The 19,639-nt window shown below is 50.6% G+C and carries 15 protein-coding genes; 14 read left to right on the forward strand and 1 reads right to left on the reverse strand.

What is annotated here, in order from left to right; translation table 11 throughout:
• Positions 1-10: 10 nt before the first annotated feature.
• Positions 11-853, reverse strand: coding sequence for a helix-turn-helix transcriptional regulator (locus AC0YN3_RS00235; protein ID WP_475774245.1), 843 nt, complete (start codon positions 851-853; stop codon positions 11-13).
• A 126-nt stretch (positions 854-979) separates the two neighbouring features.
• Here AC0YN3_RS00235 and fabF point away from each other — a divergent pair, with 126 nt between their 5' ends.
• From fabF to AC0YN3_RS00305, 14 genes are all read left to right on the forward strand, one after another.
• Complete coding sequence (gene fabF / locus AC0YN3_RS00240; RefSeq protein ID WP_475773174.1) at positions 980-2,227, forward strand: beta-ketoacyl-ACP synthase II; 1,248 nt, start codon at positions 980-982, stop codon at positions 2,225-2,227.
• A gap of 91 nt (positions 2,228-2,318) precedes the next feature.
• The gene (locus AC0YN3_RS00245; RefSeq protein WP_475773175.1) at positions 2,319-3,932 is read left to right on the forward strand and encodes a helix-turn-helix domain-containing protein; all 1,614 of its coding nucleotides are present in this window, start codon (positions 2,319-2,321) and stop codon (positions 3,930-3,932) included.
• A gap of 145 nt (positions 3,933-4,077) precedes the next feature.
• The gene (locus tag AC0YN3_RS00250; protein ID WP_475773176.1) at positions 4,078-5,082 is read left to right on the forward strand and encodes a FecCD family ABC transporter permease; all 1,005 of its coding nucleotides are present in this window, start codon (positions 4,078-4,080) and stop codon (positions 5,080-5,082) included.
• Between the two features lies 1 nt (position 5,083).
• Complete coding sequence (locus AC0YN3_RS00255; RefSeq protein WP_475773177.1) at positions 5,084-6,121, forward strand: FecCD family ABC transporter permease; 1,038 nt, start codon at positions 5,084-5,086, stop codon at positions 6,119-6,121.
• Between the two features lies 1 nt (position 6,122).
• Positions 6,123-7,073 (forward strand): ABC transporter substrate-binding protein, encoded by a 951-nt coding sequence (locus AC0YN3_RS00260; RefSeq protein ID WP_475773178.1) that lies wholly within the window; start codon positions 6,123-6,125, stop codon positions 7,071-7,073.
• A 201-nt stretch (positions 7,074-7,274) separates the two neighbouring features.
• Positions 7,275-8,354: an AI-2E family transporter gene (locus tag AC0YN3_RS00265; protein ID WP_475773179.1), complete on the forward strand. Its 1,080-nt coding sequence runs from the start codon at positions 7,275-7,277 to the stop codon at positions 8,352-8,354.
• Between the two features lie 95 nt (positions 8,355-8,449).
• Positions 8,450-9,280: a uroporphyrinogen-III synthase gene (locus AC0YN3_RS00270; RefSeq protein WP_475773180.1), complete on the forward strand. Its 831-nt coding sequence runs from the start codon at positions 8,450-8,452 to the stop codon at positions 9,278-9,280.
• Between the two features lie 175 nt (positions 9,281-9,455).
• Entirely contained in the window at positions 9,456-10,631 is a 1,176-nt protein-coding gene (locus AC0YN3_RS00275) for an ROK family transcriptional regulator (protein ID WP_475773181.1), read from the forward strand.
• A 53-nt stretch (positions 10,632-10,684) separates the two neighbouring features.
• Positions 10,685-11,878, forward strand: a complete 1,194-nt coding sequence (locus tag AC0YN3_RS00280; RefSeq protein ID WP_475773182.1) for an MFS transporter — start codon at positions 10,685-10,687, stop codon at positions 11,876-11,878.
• Entirely contained in the window at positions 11,878-14,178 is a 2,301-nt protein-coding gene (locus tag AC0YN3_RS00285) for a helix-turn-helix domain-containing protein (RefSeq protein ID WP_475773183.1), read from the forward strand. Before AC0YN3_RS00280 ends, AC0YN3_RS00285 begins: the two co-directional genes overlap by 1 nt.
• Positions 14,179-14,458: 280 nt before the next feature.
• Positions 14,459-16,066, forward strand: a complete 1,608-nt coding sequence (locus AC0YN3_RS00290) for an extracellular solute-binding protein (protein ID WP_475773184.1) — start codon at positions 14,459-14,461, stop codon at positions 16,064-16,066.
• An 87-nt stretch (positions 16,067-16,153) separates the two neighbouring features.
• Positions 16,154-17,056 carry an ABC transporter permease gene (locus AC0YN3_RS00295; protein WP_475773185.1) on the forward strand — a complete coding sequence of 301 codons (903 nt, stop codon included), beginning with the start codon at positions 16,154-16,156 and terminating at the stop codon, positions 17,054-17,056.
• 31 nt (positions 17,057-17,087) lie between these two features.
• A complete protein-coding gene (locus AC0YN3_RS00300; RefSeq protein ID WP_475773186.1) occupies positions 17,088-17,960 on the forward strand; it encodes a carbohydrate ABC transporter permease in 873 nt (290 codons plus the stop codon).
• A gap of 26 nt (positions 17,961-17,986) precedes the next feature.
• Positions 17,987-19,573, forward strand: a complete 1,587-nt coding sequence (locus tag AC0YN3_RS00305) for a hypothetical protein (RefSeq protein ID WP_475773187.1) — start codon at positions 17,987-17,989, stop codon at positions 19,571-19,573.
• Positions 19,574-19,639: the final 66 nt, after the last annotated feature.

Below are 19,639 nucleotides of genomic sequence, written 5' to 3' on the forward strand. Positions count from 1 at the left end.
GAAATGCAAGTTAATCTTGCTTTTCCATCAGCCGGCGCAGCTTCATTTCCGTTGAAGTTTCCGGTGCCGGCGTATATACGCTGCATCGCAAATCCGCGTTTCCCTGTACCTGAAACGAGGTTAGGTGAAACAGCATTTTCCCCGCTTTCGCATGGCGAAATTCGAGCAGCACATCCGGTGCGGAGCTGACCTGGCTTTGTTCCCATAAGTATTGGAATTCCGGATGGCTGCTCTTCATTTCCTCAATAAACCGCTCATACCAATCATCCTGCACATATTGTCCGTAGTAAGCGCGAAAGATAGCTAGAAAGCCTCCGACGAAATGCTCCCAATTCCCGGCCAGCCGGCGCAGTTCTTTCCGCGCGAACAGCAGCCTTATCATATTGCGCTGCTCTGCCGGAATCGTTTCGAAATCCATGAATACATGGGAGGCTGCCGCATTCCAGCCGACAATCTGGCATCGCCGGTCAGAGATTATGGTTGGACAGAAGCGCAGCTCCTGCAAGATATGCCTCAAAGATGGCGTTATTTCCGAATGCTCCTCATTCAAAGGAGGGGCAGCATGGCTTGTCTCCATAGCTAAAGCATATAAATATTTTCGTTCATCGTCGTTCAACTGCAGCGCGGCTGCTACGCATTCAAGAACGGAGCCGGATACTTTAATCGCCCGGCCTTGCTCGAGCCACGTATACCAGGTAGGGCTTACACCGGCCAGCTGCGCAACCTCCTCGCGGCGAAGGCCGGGCGTTCTACGGCGCGTGCCGGTTGGGAATCCGGCAGCCTCAGGCGAAATTTTGGCGCGCTTTGATTTTAAGAATGAAGATAAAGCTTGCAGCCTTGTTTCTTGGTTAATCATATCCGGCAACCCTTCTAACCCGTTATAGTGGTACTCATTATACTATAATAAACGACAACTTGTAATAGGATACCAGCTGTGACAAACTACTAACTATAAGGTAGTAACGAAGGAGGAAATAGCATGGAGCGCGTAGTTATTACAGGAATGGGTATTGTATCTCCCTTAGGGAACACCGTAGAGCAATTCTGGAACGGGCTAGTGAACGGCGTATCCGGAATTTCCCGGATTGATGCCTTTGATACGAGTAAGCATAAATCAAAAATCGGTGGCGTCGTTCGTGATTTTGACGCGGAAGCGCTGTTCGGACGCAAGGATGCACGCCGGATGGACCGCTTCAGCCAGTTCGCCGTCGCGGCGGCAGAGCAAGCATTGGCAGATGCGGCGCTCTCGATGTCGGACACGGACCGCGAGCGCGTAGGGGTTTACGTAGGCTCCGGAATCGGCGGTATCCAGACGCTGCTGGACCAAGCGACGGTATTGCGCGATCGAGGGCCTGACCGGGTTAGTCCTACCCTCGTTCCCATGATGATTGCGAACATGGCTGCGGCGATGATCAGCATCAGATTCGGCACGCAGGGTCCATCCATGGCACCGGTGACCGCTTGTTCGATTGGCAATACGGCCATAGGCGAAGCTTGGAGGCTCATTCGCTCCGGCAGCGCGGACGTCGTTATCGCAGGCGGTTCGGAAGCCGCGATCACGGATATTTCGCTAGCCAGCTTCGGCAACGCGACCTCCGTTTCGACACGGAATGAACAGCCTGCCCAGGCTAGCCGGCCTTTCGACGCCGGGCGCGACGGATTCGTCATGGCGGAGGGCGCCGGCATTCTTATCCTGGAATCTTTAACCCATGCGCAGCGCAGGGGGGGGCGGATACATGCCGAGGTCATCGGTTACGGAGCCAGCTCAGACGCTTATCATATGGTAGCCACGCACCCTGAAGGGATAGGGGCCTACCAAGCCATGAAAACAGCGCTGCGCGAAGCGGGCCTGGAGCCGCATCAGATTGATGTTATCAGCGCGCATGCAACAAGTACGGATATCGGTGACCGTTCCGAAACGGCAGCCATTAAAAAGCTGTTCGGCGAGCTAGCCAGCCGTATTCCGGTTACGGCGAATAAATCGATGACCGGCCATATGCTTGGCGCAGCAGGCGGAGCCGAGGCGATTGCGTTGGTGAAAAGCATGCAGGAGGGCATCATTCCGCCGACGATCAACCAAGAAGAATCCGATCCAACCTGCGATCTCGATTATGTGCCGAATAAGGCGCGCAAGGCGAGCATCGAGATCGGCATGTCCAATTCGTTTGGCTTCGGCGGCCATAATGCCGTTATCATATTGAAGAAATATACAGCTGAAAAAGATTGATTTAAACGGGACAAATGTTTACAATTGATAATGATTTTCAATTATTGCTGCCAAAAGCAGCGATGCAGCAGCTGAGAGGAGCGGTGCTGAAATGAGCACGCTTGATCATCATTATTGGTTGAAAGACGTTATCTTCGAGATTGGACATGCCGGAAAAGGCATTCAAGCACCAAGCTGGGTTGACGGCTCTGCGCCGTTAGCCCGGCATACTTTGCTTTATTTGGCAAAGGGTGCAGGCAGGCTGACGATCGACGGTCAATCATGCAGCTTTGAAAAGGATTTTCTTTTTATATATCCTCCGGGCAAGACGATGACGGTTGAGCTTGCAACGGGGCCGGACAGCGAGCTGTATGCCGTGTCCTTTGATTGGTACCGATTGGCAGAGCAGACGGATGCCGGCAGGTCATACAGGCGAGAGCTCAGCTTCCCGCTTGAAGGCAGGCTGCAGCTGAGCGGAAGCCTGTTTAAGCGGTATTTGTACCTGCTTGCCGCTGGCGAGGATCAAGGAAAAAGCCCGCTGCTCGCCCAGCAGCATTTGTCCGATTTGCTTCAAGCCCTGCTTCGGCATGCCGGGCCTGCCCGGGGGGAGGAGCTGTCTGACCGCCTGAGATCGACGCTTGACTATATGCAAATCCATTATCGAGAGGAGATCCGAGTCGATAAGCTGGCTGAGCTGGCAAGGCTTCACCCCTCGTACTACTCGCAAATTTTCAAAAAAGCCATGGATAAAACGCCTGTTTCCTATCTGACCCATCTGCGAATGAACAAAGCGAAAGAGATGCTTCTCACGACGGACAAGCCTGTCAACGATATAGCAGCTGACGTGGGCTACGTGGATGAGTTTTATTTCAGCCGGCGCTTTAAGGAAACGAACGGATATTCCCCGACTATTTACACGAAAAAACAAGATTTGAACATCATTTCTCTTTCTTCGCCCTACACCGACCATTTGTTTACGCTCGGCCTTGTTCCTTGCGCTGCGCAGGTGCATCGCTTCATGCCGCTCGTGACGAAGGAGCTTACGCTGCCCAAGCATGAATCCGACCCATGGGAAACGAGCCGCCAAGCATTCAGTGATATGAAGCCTGATTTAATCGTGTGCAAGGACAACGTACTCGCCAAAGCGAAAGCCCATATTAACGATATTGCGCCTATTGTTCCCATTCCGTGGGCAAGCAATGACATTTATGCGCACCACTGCGAGATCGCCGAGCTTGTCGATAGACGCCAAGAAGCGCTGCAATGGCTGGATGCCCACAATCGAAACGCTGACCGAATCCGGAAAAAGGTGAAGGCATCGGTCGGTGATGCCTCCGCTGCGATTTGCGTTGTACGCAAAAACGACCTGAGAATGTACGGGACGAGAAATATTGGCCATGTCTTCTATCGGTCTCTAGGGATGGCCATGCCGGATCGCATCGCGAACGCCCAAGCGAAGCACGGGATTGGCACCGGCTTTAACTGGATGTCGATCAAGCCGGATGAAATTGCAGACTTTGAATCGGATTATTTGTTCCTCGTGTGCGAGACAGCTCTTGATCATCAGCGGGTGCTGCGTCTTTTGGCGACTAATCCGAATTGGATGAAGCATCCCGCCGTAAAGGAGCAGAAACTTCGTTTTTTGGAGTGGGAGAAGTGGATCGTGTATGCGCCTCACGGGATTGAGCAACAATTAGAAGAAGCTGAGCGGCTGCTGATCGTCTGACAGCTGCTCGCGGCGGGAATCTTGAAATTGTCCATGAGGGAATCTTGAATTATGTCATGTACGGGCAAAGCGGGAACGCTATAATTAAATAATGATAATGATTATCAGTATTATTGATCGAGGGGAGAGCACGAGAGACCAACAGATGAAGATAAATCATGCACGTATAACAGGACTATGGTTTGCAGCGGCTGCGGCCGTCCTTCTCCTATCGATAGGCATAGCGGTATCCTTCGGGGCGAAGGCGTTTAGCCTAGCTGTCGTATGGGACTCCGTGTTCGCGTATGACCCGGAATTGACCGCGCATCAAATCATGCACGAGTATAGGCTTCCTCGCGTGCTTGGAGCCGCCGTAACTGGGATGGCATTTGCGGCAGCGGGTGCGCTGATGCAAGGCGTCACGCGCAATCCATTGGCGGATACAGGCATTCTTGGCGTAAATGCAGGTGCAGCTTTTGTGGTCGCGCTATGTTTTGCTTTTTTGCCGGGCATCTCCTATGCGGAGCTTATTCTCATGTCCTTCGCGGGTGCTGCGCTTAGCACGCTGCTTATCGTCCTTCTCGGATCAGCCACGCAAGGAGGGCTTCATTCCATCCGCTTAACGATAGCGGGCGCCGTCATTGCAGCTATTCTTCATTCCTTCAGCAGCGGAATCGCGATTTATTATGAGCTGAGCCAGGACCTTGCTTTCTGGTATGCAGGCGGCGTCGCCGGGGTGAAATGGGAGCATCTGAAGCTGCTCGCGCCTATTGTACTGATCGTAATCGCTGGCGCGTCGGCAATGGGCAGATCGATATCATTCCTGTCGCTTGGCGATGAGACGGCAGCAAGTCTCGGCGTACATACGAAAACAGTGAAGGTGCTGGGCATGACGGCGGCGGTTATGCTTGCCGGTTCCTCCGTGGCGGTAGCTGGCTCGATCGGTTTTGTCGGCCTTGTGGTACCCCATATCGCAAGGCGGATTGTAGGCGTGGACTATCGGAAGCTCATTCCATTCTCTGCTTTGTTAGGCGGGATATTGCTCATCTGGGCAGATTACGCCTCCCGCATGGTAAACCCTCCCCGTGAATTTGCGATCGGCGCGATGGTAGCATTGGTAGGCGTCCCGTTTTTCCTTTATTTAGCCCGGCAGGAAAGGCGGGAGCTTTAATATGGCGAGCGTTGAGCAGAAAAGAACAGCCAAGGCCATCGTAGTCGCGGTTGTTCTATTGGCAGCAGCTGCTGCCGTTGTCATCGTAAGCTTAAATACGGGAACGATCCGGCTGCCAGCTGAAGCCATATGGCGGACGCTGCTTGGCGGCGGGACCGCTGACGAGAAGCTTGTTCTATTCGATTACAGGCTTCCCCGTATCGTTGTGACCGTGCTTGCGGGTATCGGACTGGGCATTTCGGGCGCGGTATTGCAGGGGGTGTCTCGCAATTCGCTAGCCGATCCCGGCATTCTCGGCATCAATGCGGGTGCTGCACTGGGATTGATATTGTATGTTTCTTTTTTCAGAAGCATGGAAGGTCCGGCTGCGCTGCTCATTCCGTTGTTTACGTTTGCTGGCGGGATTCTGATCGCGGTATTGATCTTCATGCTTGCCTTTGACCGCATTAAAGGGTTAATACCGATCCGCCTGCTGCTGGTCGGCATCGCAGTTGAAGCTGGCGTCAGCGCCTTTACGTTGTTTCTGTCGCTTCGGCTTGACGAGGACACGTACGCATTTGCGGCAAGATGGCTTGCCGGCAGCGTATGGGGAAGGGAGTGGGTGAACGTGCTGGCGCTGCTCCCTTGGATTGCCTTGCTTGTCCCCCTTGTTTATGTACGCTCCCGCTCGCTCGATTTATTCGCGCTGGGAGATGAGACAGCCATAGGCGTGGGCAGCCCGGTTGGGCGAAGCCGGTTGATGCTGACGATCCTTGCTGTTGCTTTAGCCTGTGCGAGCGTAGCGATGGCCGGCGGGATCGGCTTTATCGGCTTGATTGCGCCGCATATTGCAAGACGGCTGGCTGGACCGCAGCATCGTCATTTTTTGCCGATTGCAGGTCTTATCGGTCTTGTCGTTCTAGTCGCGGCGGATACGGTAGGCAGATCCCTGTTTCAGCCGAATGCCATACCTGCAGGGGTTGTCGTGGCAGCAATCGGAGGACCTTATTTCTTGTATTTGCTCTTGCAGTCCAAACCAAACTCTCGGAGGAATCCTTAACATGAATAGAAAATGGCTTGCTTTGTTCGTTTCGCTTATTGTTTTCGTTGTTTTATCCGCATGTGGCGACAAGGCCCCATCCAATCAGCAGTCAGCGGAATCGCCGGTACCAGCCGAATCTGCAGCTTCAAACGAGGGAACGGCAGCCCATGATGCAAATGCCAAAATCGCATCGATGTCGATCCACATTACGAATAATTTGCTCGCACTCGGCATTAAACCTGCAGGCTCGGTTGTCGGCGGGGATGTAAAGGACTTTCTTCCGCATGTTGCCGATCAGCTGCAGGGAGTTGCTAAGCTCGGCGTTGTAACGGATCCTGACATGGAATCCGTATTGGCGCTGAAGCCGGATGTTATTTATCTGGACGAGGTTTACTCCGGCGATGAGCAAGCAAAGTTCGAGAAGATCGCGCCCTCGATAAGTATCGATATGGATCAAGGGACCTGGCGCGACCATCTGAACCGGATTGCTCAGCATGTCGGCAAAGAGAAGGAAGCGGAAGCGTTCATCAAGGAGTACGCCGATCAAGCAGAGCATGTCCAAACATTAATCGATTCCGAGCTGGGACAAGAGGCGAAAGTAATGGCGATTCGCATGACGGCGAAGGAGCTGCGGGTGATGGGCATGAAACGCCCCTTAGGACCTATTCTATTCGAGGATCTTGCTCTTAATCCGGCTGCTGGCGTGGAGAAAATAACAGAAGAGCCCTACGCTGTTATTTCGCAAGAGGTACTGCCTGATTTCGATGCGGATGCCATCTTTGTTATCATAAGCAAAGGCAGCGAGGCGAAAGCCAGATTCGACGAGCTAGCAACTAATATAGTATGGCAAAATCTGAAAGCCGTGAAAAATAACCACGTTTATGTGCTCGATGGGCAGAAATGGCTGGATTACTCATCAATTGGGCATCGCATGGCTTTGGATGATGCCGAAACATTATTCACAAAGTAATATCTTGGTTTGGAATGGACCGCTGCTTGGGGGAGGAAGTGCCCTCGGGCAGCGGTCCATTTTTGTTAACGGCGTTTCATACACGGCGGCCAAGGGTAAAAGGTACGTAACCTATTTTGAACAGTGAGGCTTATGTCAGGGGGAAAAAGCGGAAACAGGGCACAAGGACCGCCCATTCTAAAAAGAGAAGAAGGTGCGCATATGGCAAGGCATAATCGGTTCATCCGCTGGTGCATTTCGATTATTTTAATTTTAATCATTATTTATTTGGGCTCGCGCGTTGATTTTATTTTCAGGCCAATCCTCTCGTTATTCAGCATGATTATTATCCCCCTTATGCTTGCGGGGTTTTTCTATTATTTGCTAAGGCCGCTTGTGAACCTTATGGAGCGGCGAAAGATGAACCGCACGTTGGCGATTTTGTTTATATATTTGGCCTTCGCACTGATCGTGGTCGGCTTCAGCATCGGGGTATGGCCTTCGCTCCGAACGCAGCTGGTCAATTTGGTGGAAAATGCGCCAAGCTTATTCACGGCCTTGAGCGAACAGGTTGCAGAGCTTGAGCACAACGGCTTCATTTCGTCATTTTTGCCTGAGAATTCGAATCCTCTCTCCAAGCTTACCGAGTATTTGAATCGGGGCTTCACGCTTTTGACGGATTATCTGTCAGGCATGCTGACGTTCTTTTCGAATTTTGCAATCGTGTTGATTACGTTTCCGATCCTCCTGTTCTATATGCTGAAGGAGGGAGGGAAATTCGGCGAGCAGCTCGTTCGATTTATTCCCAAACGGTTTCGCCATGACGGCTCAGAGGTTATGGAGGATATCGACCATATGCTCAGCAGCTTCATCGTTGGCCGCGTTATCGTAAATGTAGCGCTCGGCATCCTGATGTATGTCGGTTTCCTGTTTATTGATTTGCCCTATGCCTTATTGCTAACGGTCGTCGCGGTCATACTGAACTTTATCCCGTTTATCGGGTCGTTCCTTTCTTCCGTTCCCATCGTTATTATTGGCTTCATTGAGTCGCCGTCGATTGCGATCTGGTCGATTGTCATCATCACGGTTGCCCAGCAAATACAAGATAATCTGGTAGCTCCCTACGTATTTGGCAAGCAGCTCGATATCCATCCGCTTACTACGATTATATTAGTGCTCGTCGGCGGGGATATTGCAGGCATTTTAGGCATTTTGCTTATTATTCCGATCTATATGATCTTAAAGATCGTATATCGCAAAGTCTATGCTCTGTTTTTCAAGGAGCAATGGGAAAATGCCTAACACAAAAATGACATAAGGGATGCTTATTGGCTCTTCATTTGATATAATGACCACGGCTGAGGCTAATTTACCGAAAGTACGGTGGCTTTTAGATTATGGGGATAACTGGGTTGCAAGGAAAACGAATCGTCATTGCCGGGTCGCGGAAAACGGATGAGATGAGCTTGATCATAGAAAAGCAGGGCGGGATTGCGCTTACGCGTTCTCTACAGGGATTAACGATGTTCGAAGAGGAGCAGCTCGAGGAACCGCTGCGGAAATTTGCAGCTGAAGGTGCCGACTGGGTCATTCTGACGACGGGGATGGGGTCGGACAGCTTGATGGGCGCTGCCGATAAGCTTGGTATCGGCGAAGAGGTAAAGGAACGTCTGTCGCAGGCCAGAATCGCGACCAGAGGGTACAAAACCTCTGCTTTCATTAAGCGGACGGGTCTGAAAGCAACTGTCAGCGATGATGACGGAACGATGCAGGGTCTCATGGAAAACTTATCGGCTTACGGCTTTGAAGGGCAGCGCATATGGATTCAGCTGCATGGGGAAGCAGCGCCTGAGCTGGTTCGCTTCCTTCAGGAAAAAGGCGCGGCCGAGGTGGTATCCGTTCTGCCCTATCGGCATGTCCCGCCTGAACCGGCAACATTAGCTTTATTAATGGGAGAGCTCGCCGAAGCGGCTGTGGATACCGTTTGTTTCACAACGGCCGTACAGGTCCATTATTTGTTCAGGCATGCCCTTCAGGCTGGCAATCAAGAACGGCTGCGGGAAATCTTCGATAAGCATGTTGTCGCCGCAGCGGTCGGAAAGGTAACCGCGGAAGCACTTACCGAATATGGCGTGAAACGAATAGTCGTCCCGGACCTCGAGAGAATGGGCGCGCTCATTATCGAAATCGTACGGTATTATGAGCTGCATGAGGGTGCGCAGTCTTAGCGCTTTTCTTATTTTGGATCTCAAAGACGATGAAAGCCTTTCCTTTTTACTGAAGGAGAGGCTTTTTTGCGTTTATGGACTATTCGATTGACGGCTGTCGAATAGGGTGATTATAATAGCTTTATATAATTAGTTAAACTAACTTACTAATTAGGAGGAGAGGTAAAAACCGCTTATGCAAAAGGGAGATTCACAATATATAAGAGGATTGAACGATCAATTCGTTCTGGACATTATTTTCCGCCAAGCACGGATATCAAGAGCGGAGATTAGCCGGATCGCCGAGCTGAGCAAGCCTACGGTATCGGCCTCCGTGCAGCGGCTGCTGGATAAGGGGTTGCTGAAGGAGGTTGGCCGAGGGGGGAATGCGCAGGGACGCAAAGCGACCATGCTTGAATTCAATCACGCAGCTTACTTCGTGTGCGGCATAGAGCTAAGCGGATACCGGGCGCGGATTGCGTTTGCCCGTCCTGACGGCTCGCTTCTCGACTACGAGGAGCTTGAAATGCGGAGCGTGCCGCCTGAGGCGTTTTTGCGCATTCTTCGAGAAACGGTGGAAAGCATGATTACGCGTCATGGCGGAGACTGGAGCAAGCTTCCGTATGTATCCGTTGCGCTGCCAGCGGTCATCGTGCCGGAAACGGGCGAGGCTTCTTTATTGCTAACAGAATTAGCCCCCTATGCGGATGCCTTTGCGCGGGAGTCGCTAGAGAGCGCTTTTGCGTCAAAGGTGCTTATCGAGAACGACGTTAATTTAGCGACTATGGCGGAGCAAAGCAGCGGTGCCGCGGTAGGCCGTGCATGGTTCGTCTATCTATCGGTCGGTTCAGGCATTGGCGCTGGGCTCGTCGTTGGCGGTCAGCTGGTTAGGGGAATGGGAGGAGCAGCCGGAGAGATCGGGCATATGAACTTAGGCAAAGCAGGGCGCGTTGAGGAGCTGTTGTCCACGGAAGGCTTGATCAACCTCGCGCAGAAGCAATTGTTGTCGCATGAAAGCACTTCGATGCTCCGGGAGCATGGCGAGCTGTCCGTGACATTGTTGTTTCATGCAGCGCGTTTTGGCGATGCTGCAGCGATTGCAATCCTTGAACAATATAGCGAAATGCTTGCGCTGGCGATCCATAATGTGACTGTCATTCTGGCTCCCGAGCTCATTGTCCTCGGCGGCGAGATCGGGCAGCATGCAGATGTATTGCTGCCCATGCTGGAGAAGCATGCGGACAAGCAATTTCCGATCCGGCCGAAATGGGCAGGCTCGGCCCTTGGTGAAACGGCAGTCGCGTTAGGGGCGGTGAATATGGCTGCATCGAAAGCTTATGAGGAAATAAGGAAAGATCTGGCGCAATTATAAAGAGAAGCACGGCGGGGGTCAAAGCCAATACGCGGAAAAGGAAGATTAACTTCATGGAAAAGGCTATGGCAGTAGAATCGTCGGCAATTACAGGAGAGGCGAGGGCTGTGCTGTTCAAGCTCCGTTTGCTTTATTTATTTACAGGTCTTGCAGGAGGCATGTTTAACCCTTATCTGACCACATTATTCGTGCATCAGGGCATGTCAGCCAGCCATGTCGGTATCATGATGGCAGTAGGTACGCTGCTGTCCATCCTTGTGCAGCCGTTATGGGGGCTGATGGTGGATCGCTTCCGTCAGACGAAGCTGGTTCTCGTCCTCAGCATTTCAGTCCCGTCTATTCTAGCGTATTTCTATAGCGTCAAAATATTTGCGATCATGGTGCTTGTCTATACGGTCTCTATTATTTTTCAAGTTACGCAGAGTCCGATTGCGGATTCTTACGCCGTTACGGCCGCTAGAAACGCGCGTACCTCTTACGGGACGATTCGCAGCTTAGGCAGTCTAGGCACGGCACTCGGAGGTTATGCCGGCGGATTATATTTATCGCATTTCTCTATTACGCAGCTGTGGATGCCTTTTTTCATCTTCAGCGCGGCAGGCGCGATTACCGTTTTATCGATTGCCGGGCAAACCGACCATTACAAATCGGCGGTATCGCTATCTGAGGGCTTCAAGAAGCTGTTAAGCAACCGCAACTTTGTCGTTTTCCTCATTGCCTGTTTTTTTGTCAACCAAACGTTAACGGCCTATAATTCTTTTTTTGTGTTATCTTTTCAAAAAGCGGGGGGAAGCTACTCCATGGTTGGAATAGCGCTTCTCCTCGCATCCATGACGAACGTCCCTTCCATGCTCTTGGCTGCGAAGGTGGTCGGTAAGATCGGCCATGAAAAAACATTGGTTCTTGCTGCGCTGGCGTACGCGCTGCGCTGGGCGATTCAGTGGTGGCTCCCGGTTCCGTCGGTCATGATCGGCATACAAGCGCTCCACGGCCTTTCCTTCGGATTGTTTTATGTCGCCGCGGTAGAATATGTGGCGTCAGCATCGGGCAGGCAGATGCAGGCAACCGGACAAAGCTTGTTTAATATGGTATTTGTTGGATTGGGCGGCATTGTCGGCAATCTGCTGAACGGTTACTTATTTAATGCCGGCGGCCCGGAAGCGATGTATTTGGCCTGTACCGTTAGTGCCTTAATCGGGGTAATCATGCTATATTGGGTGAACAAGAGAGCGAGCAGCCACGTATAATGGCGATGTTTAGTCAGTATGACGGGCTTGCGTCTGCCCGTTCTCCAAATCCGAATAAAGCGGCGCGGGGGGATGAGATGAGAAGAAATTGGTCAAGCAGGATGATGTTTTCTTATTTCCCGATTTTTTTATTGACGGTCTCGATTCTAATCTTTTTATCCTTCCTTATCGTTGGGGAGCTCTCGCGTTCAGAGACAAAGAAGGCCAATGAAATTTCAACGGGATACATCGTGGATACGGTGCAGCGCTCATTGAATGAGATCGAGCTCTCGGTGCTTCAGGAGATGGAAACCAACCGCGTATACAATGATTTCCTGAGCGGTTTCAACCAAGCGGAAGACAGTAGCAGGCTTTACGATACCGTACAGGAATTGAACGGAATGCTGAACCGAAATAAGCTGATAGACTCGATTTATTTGTACCGCAAGCTCGATGAGAAGGTTCTGACGACAAGCGGCTTGCGGGCACTCGATATATTCGCGGACCGGAAATTTCTGGAGCAAGCTTTGATTGACCATCAATCAGCGAGTTGGAGCGCCGTGCGCCCGTTCCAGCAAAAAAACGCTGACATCTCAAACCGGGTCATCAGCATTTATAAGCTGCTGCCCATTCCTTTCGGAGCGGAAGGAATGGTTGTCGTCAATATCAATATGTATGGGATCGAGCGCATGATTGACGATATGACGAACAATCAGATTTCATTTATGCGGATCGTGGACGACAAAGGCGGGCTCATATATGCCGCTCACGGCGAAAAAGAGCAGAATAGCGAAGTATTGACCCGTTTTCGTTCGGAGAATACGGGCTGGTCATTCGAGAGCGGAATCAAAGCGGGACAGCTATTCGCATGGGTCTCGGTCGTATCGTACATATGGATCATTATCGGGATACTAACCGTCATTCTGGGAACCATTTATATCATGTATATTACGCGCAAAAATTACCGGCCAATTCAAGTCATGATGAACCGGATTCAAGCTTTGCAATTCCAAGGCGGGAATCTTGCAGTGAGCAGCGAGCTTGTCGTAATCGATCAGGCGCTTGAGAAGCTCATCGAGCAGACGATGCATTACGAACAGCAGCATCACGAGAATTTGCTTGTACAGCGGAGGCAGCTTTTTCTGGATTTAATTGAAGGAGAACGGCTAGGCAGCCTGCCTGACCGTTTAGTTCAATTTGAAGCGATGCCGATTGAGCCGTCCAAGCTCGTATTTATCGCGGCAGAAATAAACCAATACAGTGAATTTCGCAAAAGCTATTCGCTTAAGGATCAGAACATGCTGAAATTCACGCTGATGAACCTTTTCCAAGAGTTTACCGATGACGTTAACGTATACAGCTGGTCAGAATGGATCAGCGGCAGCCGTATGGGGATCATTATGGGGTGGGATCAGACCGCTACCGTAAACAAGGAGACGCTTCGCGCATTAGCCGATAATGGGCTTAGATGGGTGAGCGATAACCTTGGGCTTTCGTTGGCGATTGGCGTCGGCGCGATTGTTGATCACTGGGAAGCCGTTCCGGCATCCTGCCAAGCGGCGAACGCCGCATTGCAGCATAAGCTGTCACTCGGGCAGGATATGGTGGTTATGAGCGAAGAGCTGCCAGATAAGACTGCCATGCAATCCTACAAGTATTTGCAGGTATTCAGCGAGATCGTCCGCGACTTCCGGATTGCGGACGAGAGCTGGCGCGCGAAACTCGATAGCCTGTTCGAGTCCTTCCAGAAGGATTCGATGAAAGACGAGCAGATTCGGATGCTGCTTCATGCACTCATGCAAATGCTGGAACGCGAGATCGGGGATCTATCGGAGAGCCTGCGCAAAACCTTTGACGGGTCGAGCATGCGATTCTACGAAACGGAGCTTGAGGACGCCGCAACCTTAACGCAAGTGCGCGAGGTGCAGCTGAATTGGTTGACTGAACTTTACCGCATCTATGTGTCCGTTAACGAAACGAAAAGCTACCGCGCCATGATCAGCGAGATGAAAATTTATATCGAAGAAAATTTCGCTAATCCCGTTTTGTCCCTTAAGCATTTGAGTGACCGGTTCCAAATCTCGGGCAAATATGCGAGTTATTTGTTCAAGGAAGAATTTGATATGAAGTTTGTCGATTTTCTCATGCAGTTGCGAATGCAACGAGCAGAATATTTGATTGCTGGCAGCAGCGATCCGATTCAAGAGATTGCGCTTCAGGTCGGTTATGCCAACTCGATTACGTTCGGTCGAGTATTCAAACGAATCATCGGTGTTACGCCAGGCGATTACCGCAAGTTGAAAATGAAGCCAGAGCAATAAACCTGACACGAATCTAAATGAAACGTCCGTTGTTTTACCTGACAAGGTAGAATAATGGACGTTTTTATATATAAATGATCAGGAAAATGGTTTACTTTTGCGAAAATAGTTGGGTGTGATAGAAAAAGTGACGCGAAATCACGGATAATATGATGCGAATCTAGTTTATTGTTCGTTTTTAAACTATCATGTAATAATAGGTGACATCGAGGTGCTGCTGAACATATTGCAGAGGCCGATGATAATAAACGGACATAGAGAAGGGTTTGGGTGAAGGGTTATGGAGAGAAACCGTTATGCAAAGCTGGCACGTATGGGAGTCGCAGTTACATTAATCTCTAGCGTATTGCTCACGGCATGTTCATCTAAAAGTGAAACGCCAGACGCGGAAGGCGGCAATGCAGCAAGCAAGCCTTCTACATTAAAGGTAGAGCTGTTCGACAGAGGCAACACGCCGGCTGGATACACTATCACGAACAGCTATTTAACGAACCTGGTGAAAGAACGGTTCAGCGTGCCAAACAACATCGACGTTCAATTCGTCCCCGTACCGCGTTCAGAAGAGATTCAGAAGCTAAACGTGTTAATGGCTAGCGGCACCGAAGTTCCTGACATTGTATTCACTTACGACTCCGGTACGTTCAATCGTTATGCGGAGCAAGGCGGACTAACGGAGCTTACGGATTTGATTAATGAATACGGCCCTAACCTGAAGAAATTTCTCGGCGAAGATACATTAGCTTACGGACAATACAACGGAGAGCAATTCGCAGTGCCAGGCAGGCGGCTTGTATTAGGCAAATATGCTTCCTACGTCCGTCAGGATTGGCTCGACAAGCTCGGCTTGCCCGCACCGCAAAACAGCGAACAGCTGTATGACACACTCAAAGCTTTTAAAGAAAAGGACCCGGGCAATACGGGCGGCAAAGTAATCCCGCTTGGCATGACGATTGCATCCGCGCAGTATGAACCGCTTCTGTGGTCGTTTATCGAGCCGCTTACGGAAGAGCAAAGGTATACGCTGACTCAACAGCTTGGCTCGAATGATTTCCCGACGCTTCTACCGGGCTTCAAAACCGCGCTGCAATATATGAACAAATTATACAATGAAGGCTTGATCAGCAAAGACTTTGGTCTTGATAAAGATAAAAAACAGCTATGGGAAGACGTGCAAAGCGGACGCGTTGGTTTCTACAGCGAGGATGCGGGCGAGCTTTATTTCACGCAAAACAATACGTACAAAAACCTGCAAACGAATGTGCCTGGCGCTGTAATGACGCCATTGGATGCATTCGCGAATTCGGAGGGCAAATTCGCTAAGCCGACTTATGCGCCGAACGGAATGTATGTCATGATTCCAAAATCAAGCAAGCACGCGGTTGAAGCGATCAAATATTTGGACTGGATGGCATCGGGCACGAACTTGTTCGACATTCAATTCGGCATTGAAGGCGAAAACTTTACGCTCGTAGACGGCGTGCCGGTTGTTAAACCGGATGCCGCGCAGGAAGCGATCGACAAAATTTATAACTTTGGCGACTTTGCCGTCATCGTAAACGGAAAGTTTGCGGGCGATGACAAGAAAAACACTGATGCCTATATCGCTCAAACGCCTGCGGAGTATCAAGCGGCAATGCGCAAATCGGTTGAAATTTCCAATACGGATCCGATTGCTCCCGTTCGTTTCGATCACCCCATCGCTGCGGAATCGAAATACGGAAATGGCCTAGCTGACAAATTCCAAGAGTTTATCGTAAAAGCGACGATGGTGAAAACCGACCAATTCGAAGCGACTTATTCCGCAATGCTGAAAGACTACATGGCTAGCGGCGGCCAAGCGATATTGGACGAGCGTATTGAAGCGTACAAACAAATGAGCTCGAAGTAACAACCTATAAGCATCTTGCGAGGTGGGAGGAATGAACCGATCATTCCTTCCGGCCACGTATTTCAGTTACAAGGAGGACTAGTGGCCATGAGAACAAACATGTATTTACGAAGAAACTGGCATCTCTATATGTTGTTGGTATTTCCATTAGCTTATTTTTTCCTGTTCAAATATGGCCCTATGTACGGCGTTCAGATCGCTTTCAAGGATTTTAACTTCTTTCAAGGCATTTCCGGAAGCAAATGGATTGGGCTCGATGCGTTTCGGGAAGTGTTTCAGAATCAAGATTTTTTCGATGCGCTGAGAAACACCATACTATTGAATTTTCTCGATCTGCTCATTTCCTTTCCTGCTCCGCTCCTGCTGGCCATTATGCTTTATGAGCTGAAGGCAGCTTGGTTCAAGAAAATGGCGCAAACGGTATTATATATCCCGCATTTTATATCCTGGGTCATAATCGGAGGCATCGTGCTGCAAGTATTCGGTACGCAATCCGGGTTCATCAACAATATGCTTGAGGCAATGGGGCTTGGCCAAATCCCGTTTCTGACCGACAAAAAATATTGGCTCGTCACTTACCTGGCAGTAGGCATGTGGCAAAGCGCAGGCTGGGGAACGATTCTTTATTTAGCCGCGCTTACAGGCATCAATAAAGAACTATTCGAGGCGGCGGAAGTAGACGGTGCCAACCGATTCAAACGCATCTGGCATATATCGCTTCCGGGCTTGAAGACGACAATCGCTACATTGCTTATTATCAGCCTCGGCAATATGATTTCTATCGGCTTTGACCGGCCGTTTATTATCGGCAACGTTGCCGTTCGCGACTATTCGGACGTACTCAGTACTTTCGTATACCGAATCGGGATGGAGTCGGGTCAAATTACGCTGGCAACAGCCGTTGGCTTATTCCAAGCACTCGTCGGGCTGATCTTCCTGCTAGGCGCCAATTATGCTTCGAAGAAGCTGGCGGATGAAAGTATTCTTTAATGAAGATACGTGAGAATGGAGGACTACCATCATGAGTGAGCGCTCGTCGAACCGTATGATCGATACGGCCAATATTGTTTTTGTTATCGTAACCATGCTGCTTTGTTTAGCGCCCTTTATACACATAATTGCTATTTCCTTGAGCTCGAATAGGCCGATCATGTCAGGAGAGGTTTCCTTTTTTCCTGTTGAGCTAACTTTCGAGGCATACAGCAAAGTATTCTCTGACATGTCGATGATCCGCTCATTGGGCTTTACGGTTGCACTAACCGTGTTGTCCACGGTATTATCAATGATCATGACGATTGCCGTAGCTTATCCGCTATCGAAGAAAGAGCTGAAGGGCCGCAAGCTGTTCATGCTCATTATTGTGGTTACGATGTTCTTCACGGGCGGCATGATTCCTGAGTATATTCTCGTTCGTGATTTCCATCTGCTTGACAGTATGTGGGCGCTCGTATTGCCAGGCTTGATCAGCCCGTTCTACATGATCATTCTTATTTCCTTCTTCAACAATATTCCGAAGAGCTTGGAGGAAGCGGCGGGCATAGACGGCAGCAGCCATCTGGGGACGTTGTTCCGCATCATACTTCCTTTATCTCTGCCGGTTATGGCTACGCTCAGCTTGTTCTATGCGGTTGGCCGCTGGAACGGCTTCCAGGATGCGCTTATGTACATTACCAATCCCGAGTTATACCCGCTGCAGCTAAAGCTTTATCAAATGATTCAGCAAAACCAGGTGCATGATCTCATGCAAATGGAAGGGATGACGGCTGCGACCGTACTGCCGGAAAGCCTGAAAGCGGCGAGCGTCATCTTCTCGACGCTCCCGATACTGATTGTATACCCTTGGCTGCAGCGTTATTTCATTAGCGGCGTGATGGTCGGTGCGGTTAAAGGCTAATACGCGGAGAGGGATGGTAACCACCAATGAGTCGAAGCATGTTGAATCAAATGTCGGAGCAGTCAAGGTTTTTGGTGGAACAATCCATGGCTTACATGGACCGGCTTTACGATAAGGAAGCCGGAATGCTGAGGGATGCCGAGCAGTTGGAGCGGCACAACACGCGCGGCAGCGGCCATTATGCGATAGGGCTGCTGCTGCGCAACGCGCCGGGTGATTTGGAACGGGCATGCGAATTGATAAGCAATGTGCTTGCTATGCAGCTGGATGATCCGGAGGAAATCTATCACGGAACGTTTAAGTCTGCGCCTCAAGCAACCGCGCCATGGAAAGGGAAGTTGCCGTGGAAGCAGTTGGGACCGGGAAGCGGGTATACGGCAGACGAGAACGTGATTTCGCCCGTCTGGAAAACCTACGATCCGAACTGGCGGGAGTTCATTGCTTGCACATTCGCGGTTATTCTAGAAAAGTTTGAAACGATGCTGCCAGCGATGCTGGTTGAACGGATGGATGCTTCCATGGTCAAAGCGCTTACCGGTTCGATTGAACGCCGCTTATCAGCAGCGATTCCGATGAATTCCAACATTGAGCTGATGCATATTTTCATAACGCACTATTTTGGGCACCGTATGGGCAATGAGGGCTGGCTAGCCCACGCTACCGATGAAGCGCATCGTTTCCATAAGGCGTTTGCGGAATTTGGAACGTTGGGGGAATTCAATACGACGACGTACTACGGCGTGGATATTACCGTTCTAGGCCTATGGCGGGAGTATGGCAAGTCGGAGGAGCTTAAACGTATCGGCAGCGATATCGAACGGGGACTCTGGGAATCCATAGCCTTATTCTACAATCCATATTTGCAAAACTTGTCCGGGCCATACGCACGGGCATATGAGATGGAGATGCTCGGCCATAGCTCGATGGGCGTTTTCCTCTATCTCGTGCTTGGCGAAGGCTTCGAGTATCTTGCCGCAATAAACTGCGAATCCGAGCATGATCCGCTTATTGCGCTCGTAGGCGTGAACGTTCCTGAAAACGTGCTCCCAGCGTTAACCGTATTTAATCAAAAAAGGCTTGCGGTCGCCACATTTCGCGAGCTTTGCGAGCGGGATTTGCCAGGGGAGAACATGAATATATGCACGGCTAAGGCATGGATCGAGAAGGACCTGATGCTTGGCGCAATGTCAGGCAGTAGAAATACGAATGGGCAAATGCATCCTGCCACCATCCACTGGGCTGCCGGGAACGGGCAAAAGTATTATTTGAGGTTGCTCAAGCGGGATGCGGGCGGAAGTTGGAACACGCACTCGAGAGGCATACGATTTGAAGCGGATGCGAGGGAAAATGAGCTCGAAATCCAGGTCAGCCTGGAAACCCGGCAGGAGACGGACATTTATTTCGAAATAAGCGGTGGTCCTATCGACCTTCATGGGATATTAGCGGAGAGATGGATTCTGCCTGGCCTTACCCTTCAGATTGAAGCCTCCGCACCAAAGCCCGTATTGATCCAAGCGGATAACCATATCGAAATTGTATACGCTTATAAACCGCATGCGACGGCTAACCGGATGCGATTTAAGCTAAGCGTGATCGGACGGCAAACCGTCTAGAAGCGGATGAAACGAATCCTTTCACCCAGAAATGCCGGTTTCCGGCCTTTTGGTTGAAAGGATTTT

This window comes from Paenibacillus sp. J22R232, assembly GCF_056269165.1.

Bases quoted from the DNA above. Each gene is read 5' to 3' on its own strand.
- fabF (WP_475773174.1), top strand. From the start codon at position 980: ATGGAGCGCGTAGTTATTACAGGAATGGGTATTGTATCTCCCTTAGGG.
- AC0YN3_RS00245 (WP_475773175.1), top strand. From the start codon at position 2,319: ATGAGCACGCTTGATCATCATTATTGGTTGAAAGACGTTATCTTCGAG.
- AC0YN3_RS00250 (WP_475773176.1), top strand. From the start codon at position 4,078: ATGAAGATAAATCATGCACGTATAACAGGACTATGGTTTGCAGCGGCT.
- AC0YN3_RS00255 (WP_475773177.1), top strand. From the start codon at position 5,084: ATGGCGAGCGTTGAGCAGAAAAGAACAGCCAAGGCCATCGTAGTCGCG.
- AC0YN3_RS00260 (WP_475773178.1), top strand. From the start codon at position 6,123: ATGAATAGAAAATGGCTTGCTTTGTTCGTTTCGCTTATTGTTTTCGTT.
- AC0YN3_RS00265 (WP_475773179.1), top strand. From the start codon at position 7,275: ATGGCAAGGCATAATCGGTTCATCCGCTGGTGCATTTCGATTATTTTA.
- AC0YN3_RS00270 (WP_475773180.1), top strand. From the start codon at position 8,450: ATGGGGATAACTGGGTTGCAAGGAAAACGAATCGTCATTGCCGGGTCG.
- AC0YN3_RS00275 (WP_475773181.1), top strand. From the start codon at position 9,456: ATGCAAAAGGGAGATTCACAATATATAAGAGGATTGAACGATCAATTC.
- AC0YN3_RS00280 (WP_475773182.1), top strand. From the start codon at position 10,685: ATGGAAAAGGCTATGGCAGTAGAATCGTCGGCAATTACAGGAGAGGCG.
- AC0YN3_RS00285 (WP_475773183.1), top strand. From the start codon at position 11,878: ATGGCGATGTTTAGTCAGTATGACGGGCTTGCGTCTGCCCGTTCTCCA.
- AC0YN3_RS00290 (WP_475773184.1), top strand. From the start codon at position 14,459: ATGGAGAGAAACCGTTATGCAAAGCTGGCACGTATGGGAGTCGCAGTT.
- AC0YN3_RS00295 (WP_475773185.1), top strand. From the start codon at position 16,154: ATGAGAACAAACATGTATTTACGAAGAAACTGGCATCTCTATATGTTG.
- AC0YN3_RS00300 (WP_475773186.1), top strand. From the start codon at position 17,088: ATGAGTGAGCGCTCGTCGAACCGTATGATCGATACGGCCAATATTGTT.
- AC0YN3_RS00305 (WP_475773187.1), top strand. From the start codon at position 17,987: ATGAGTCGAAGCATGTTGAATCAAATGTCGGAGCAGTCAAGGTTTTTG.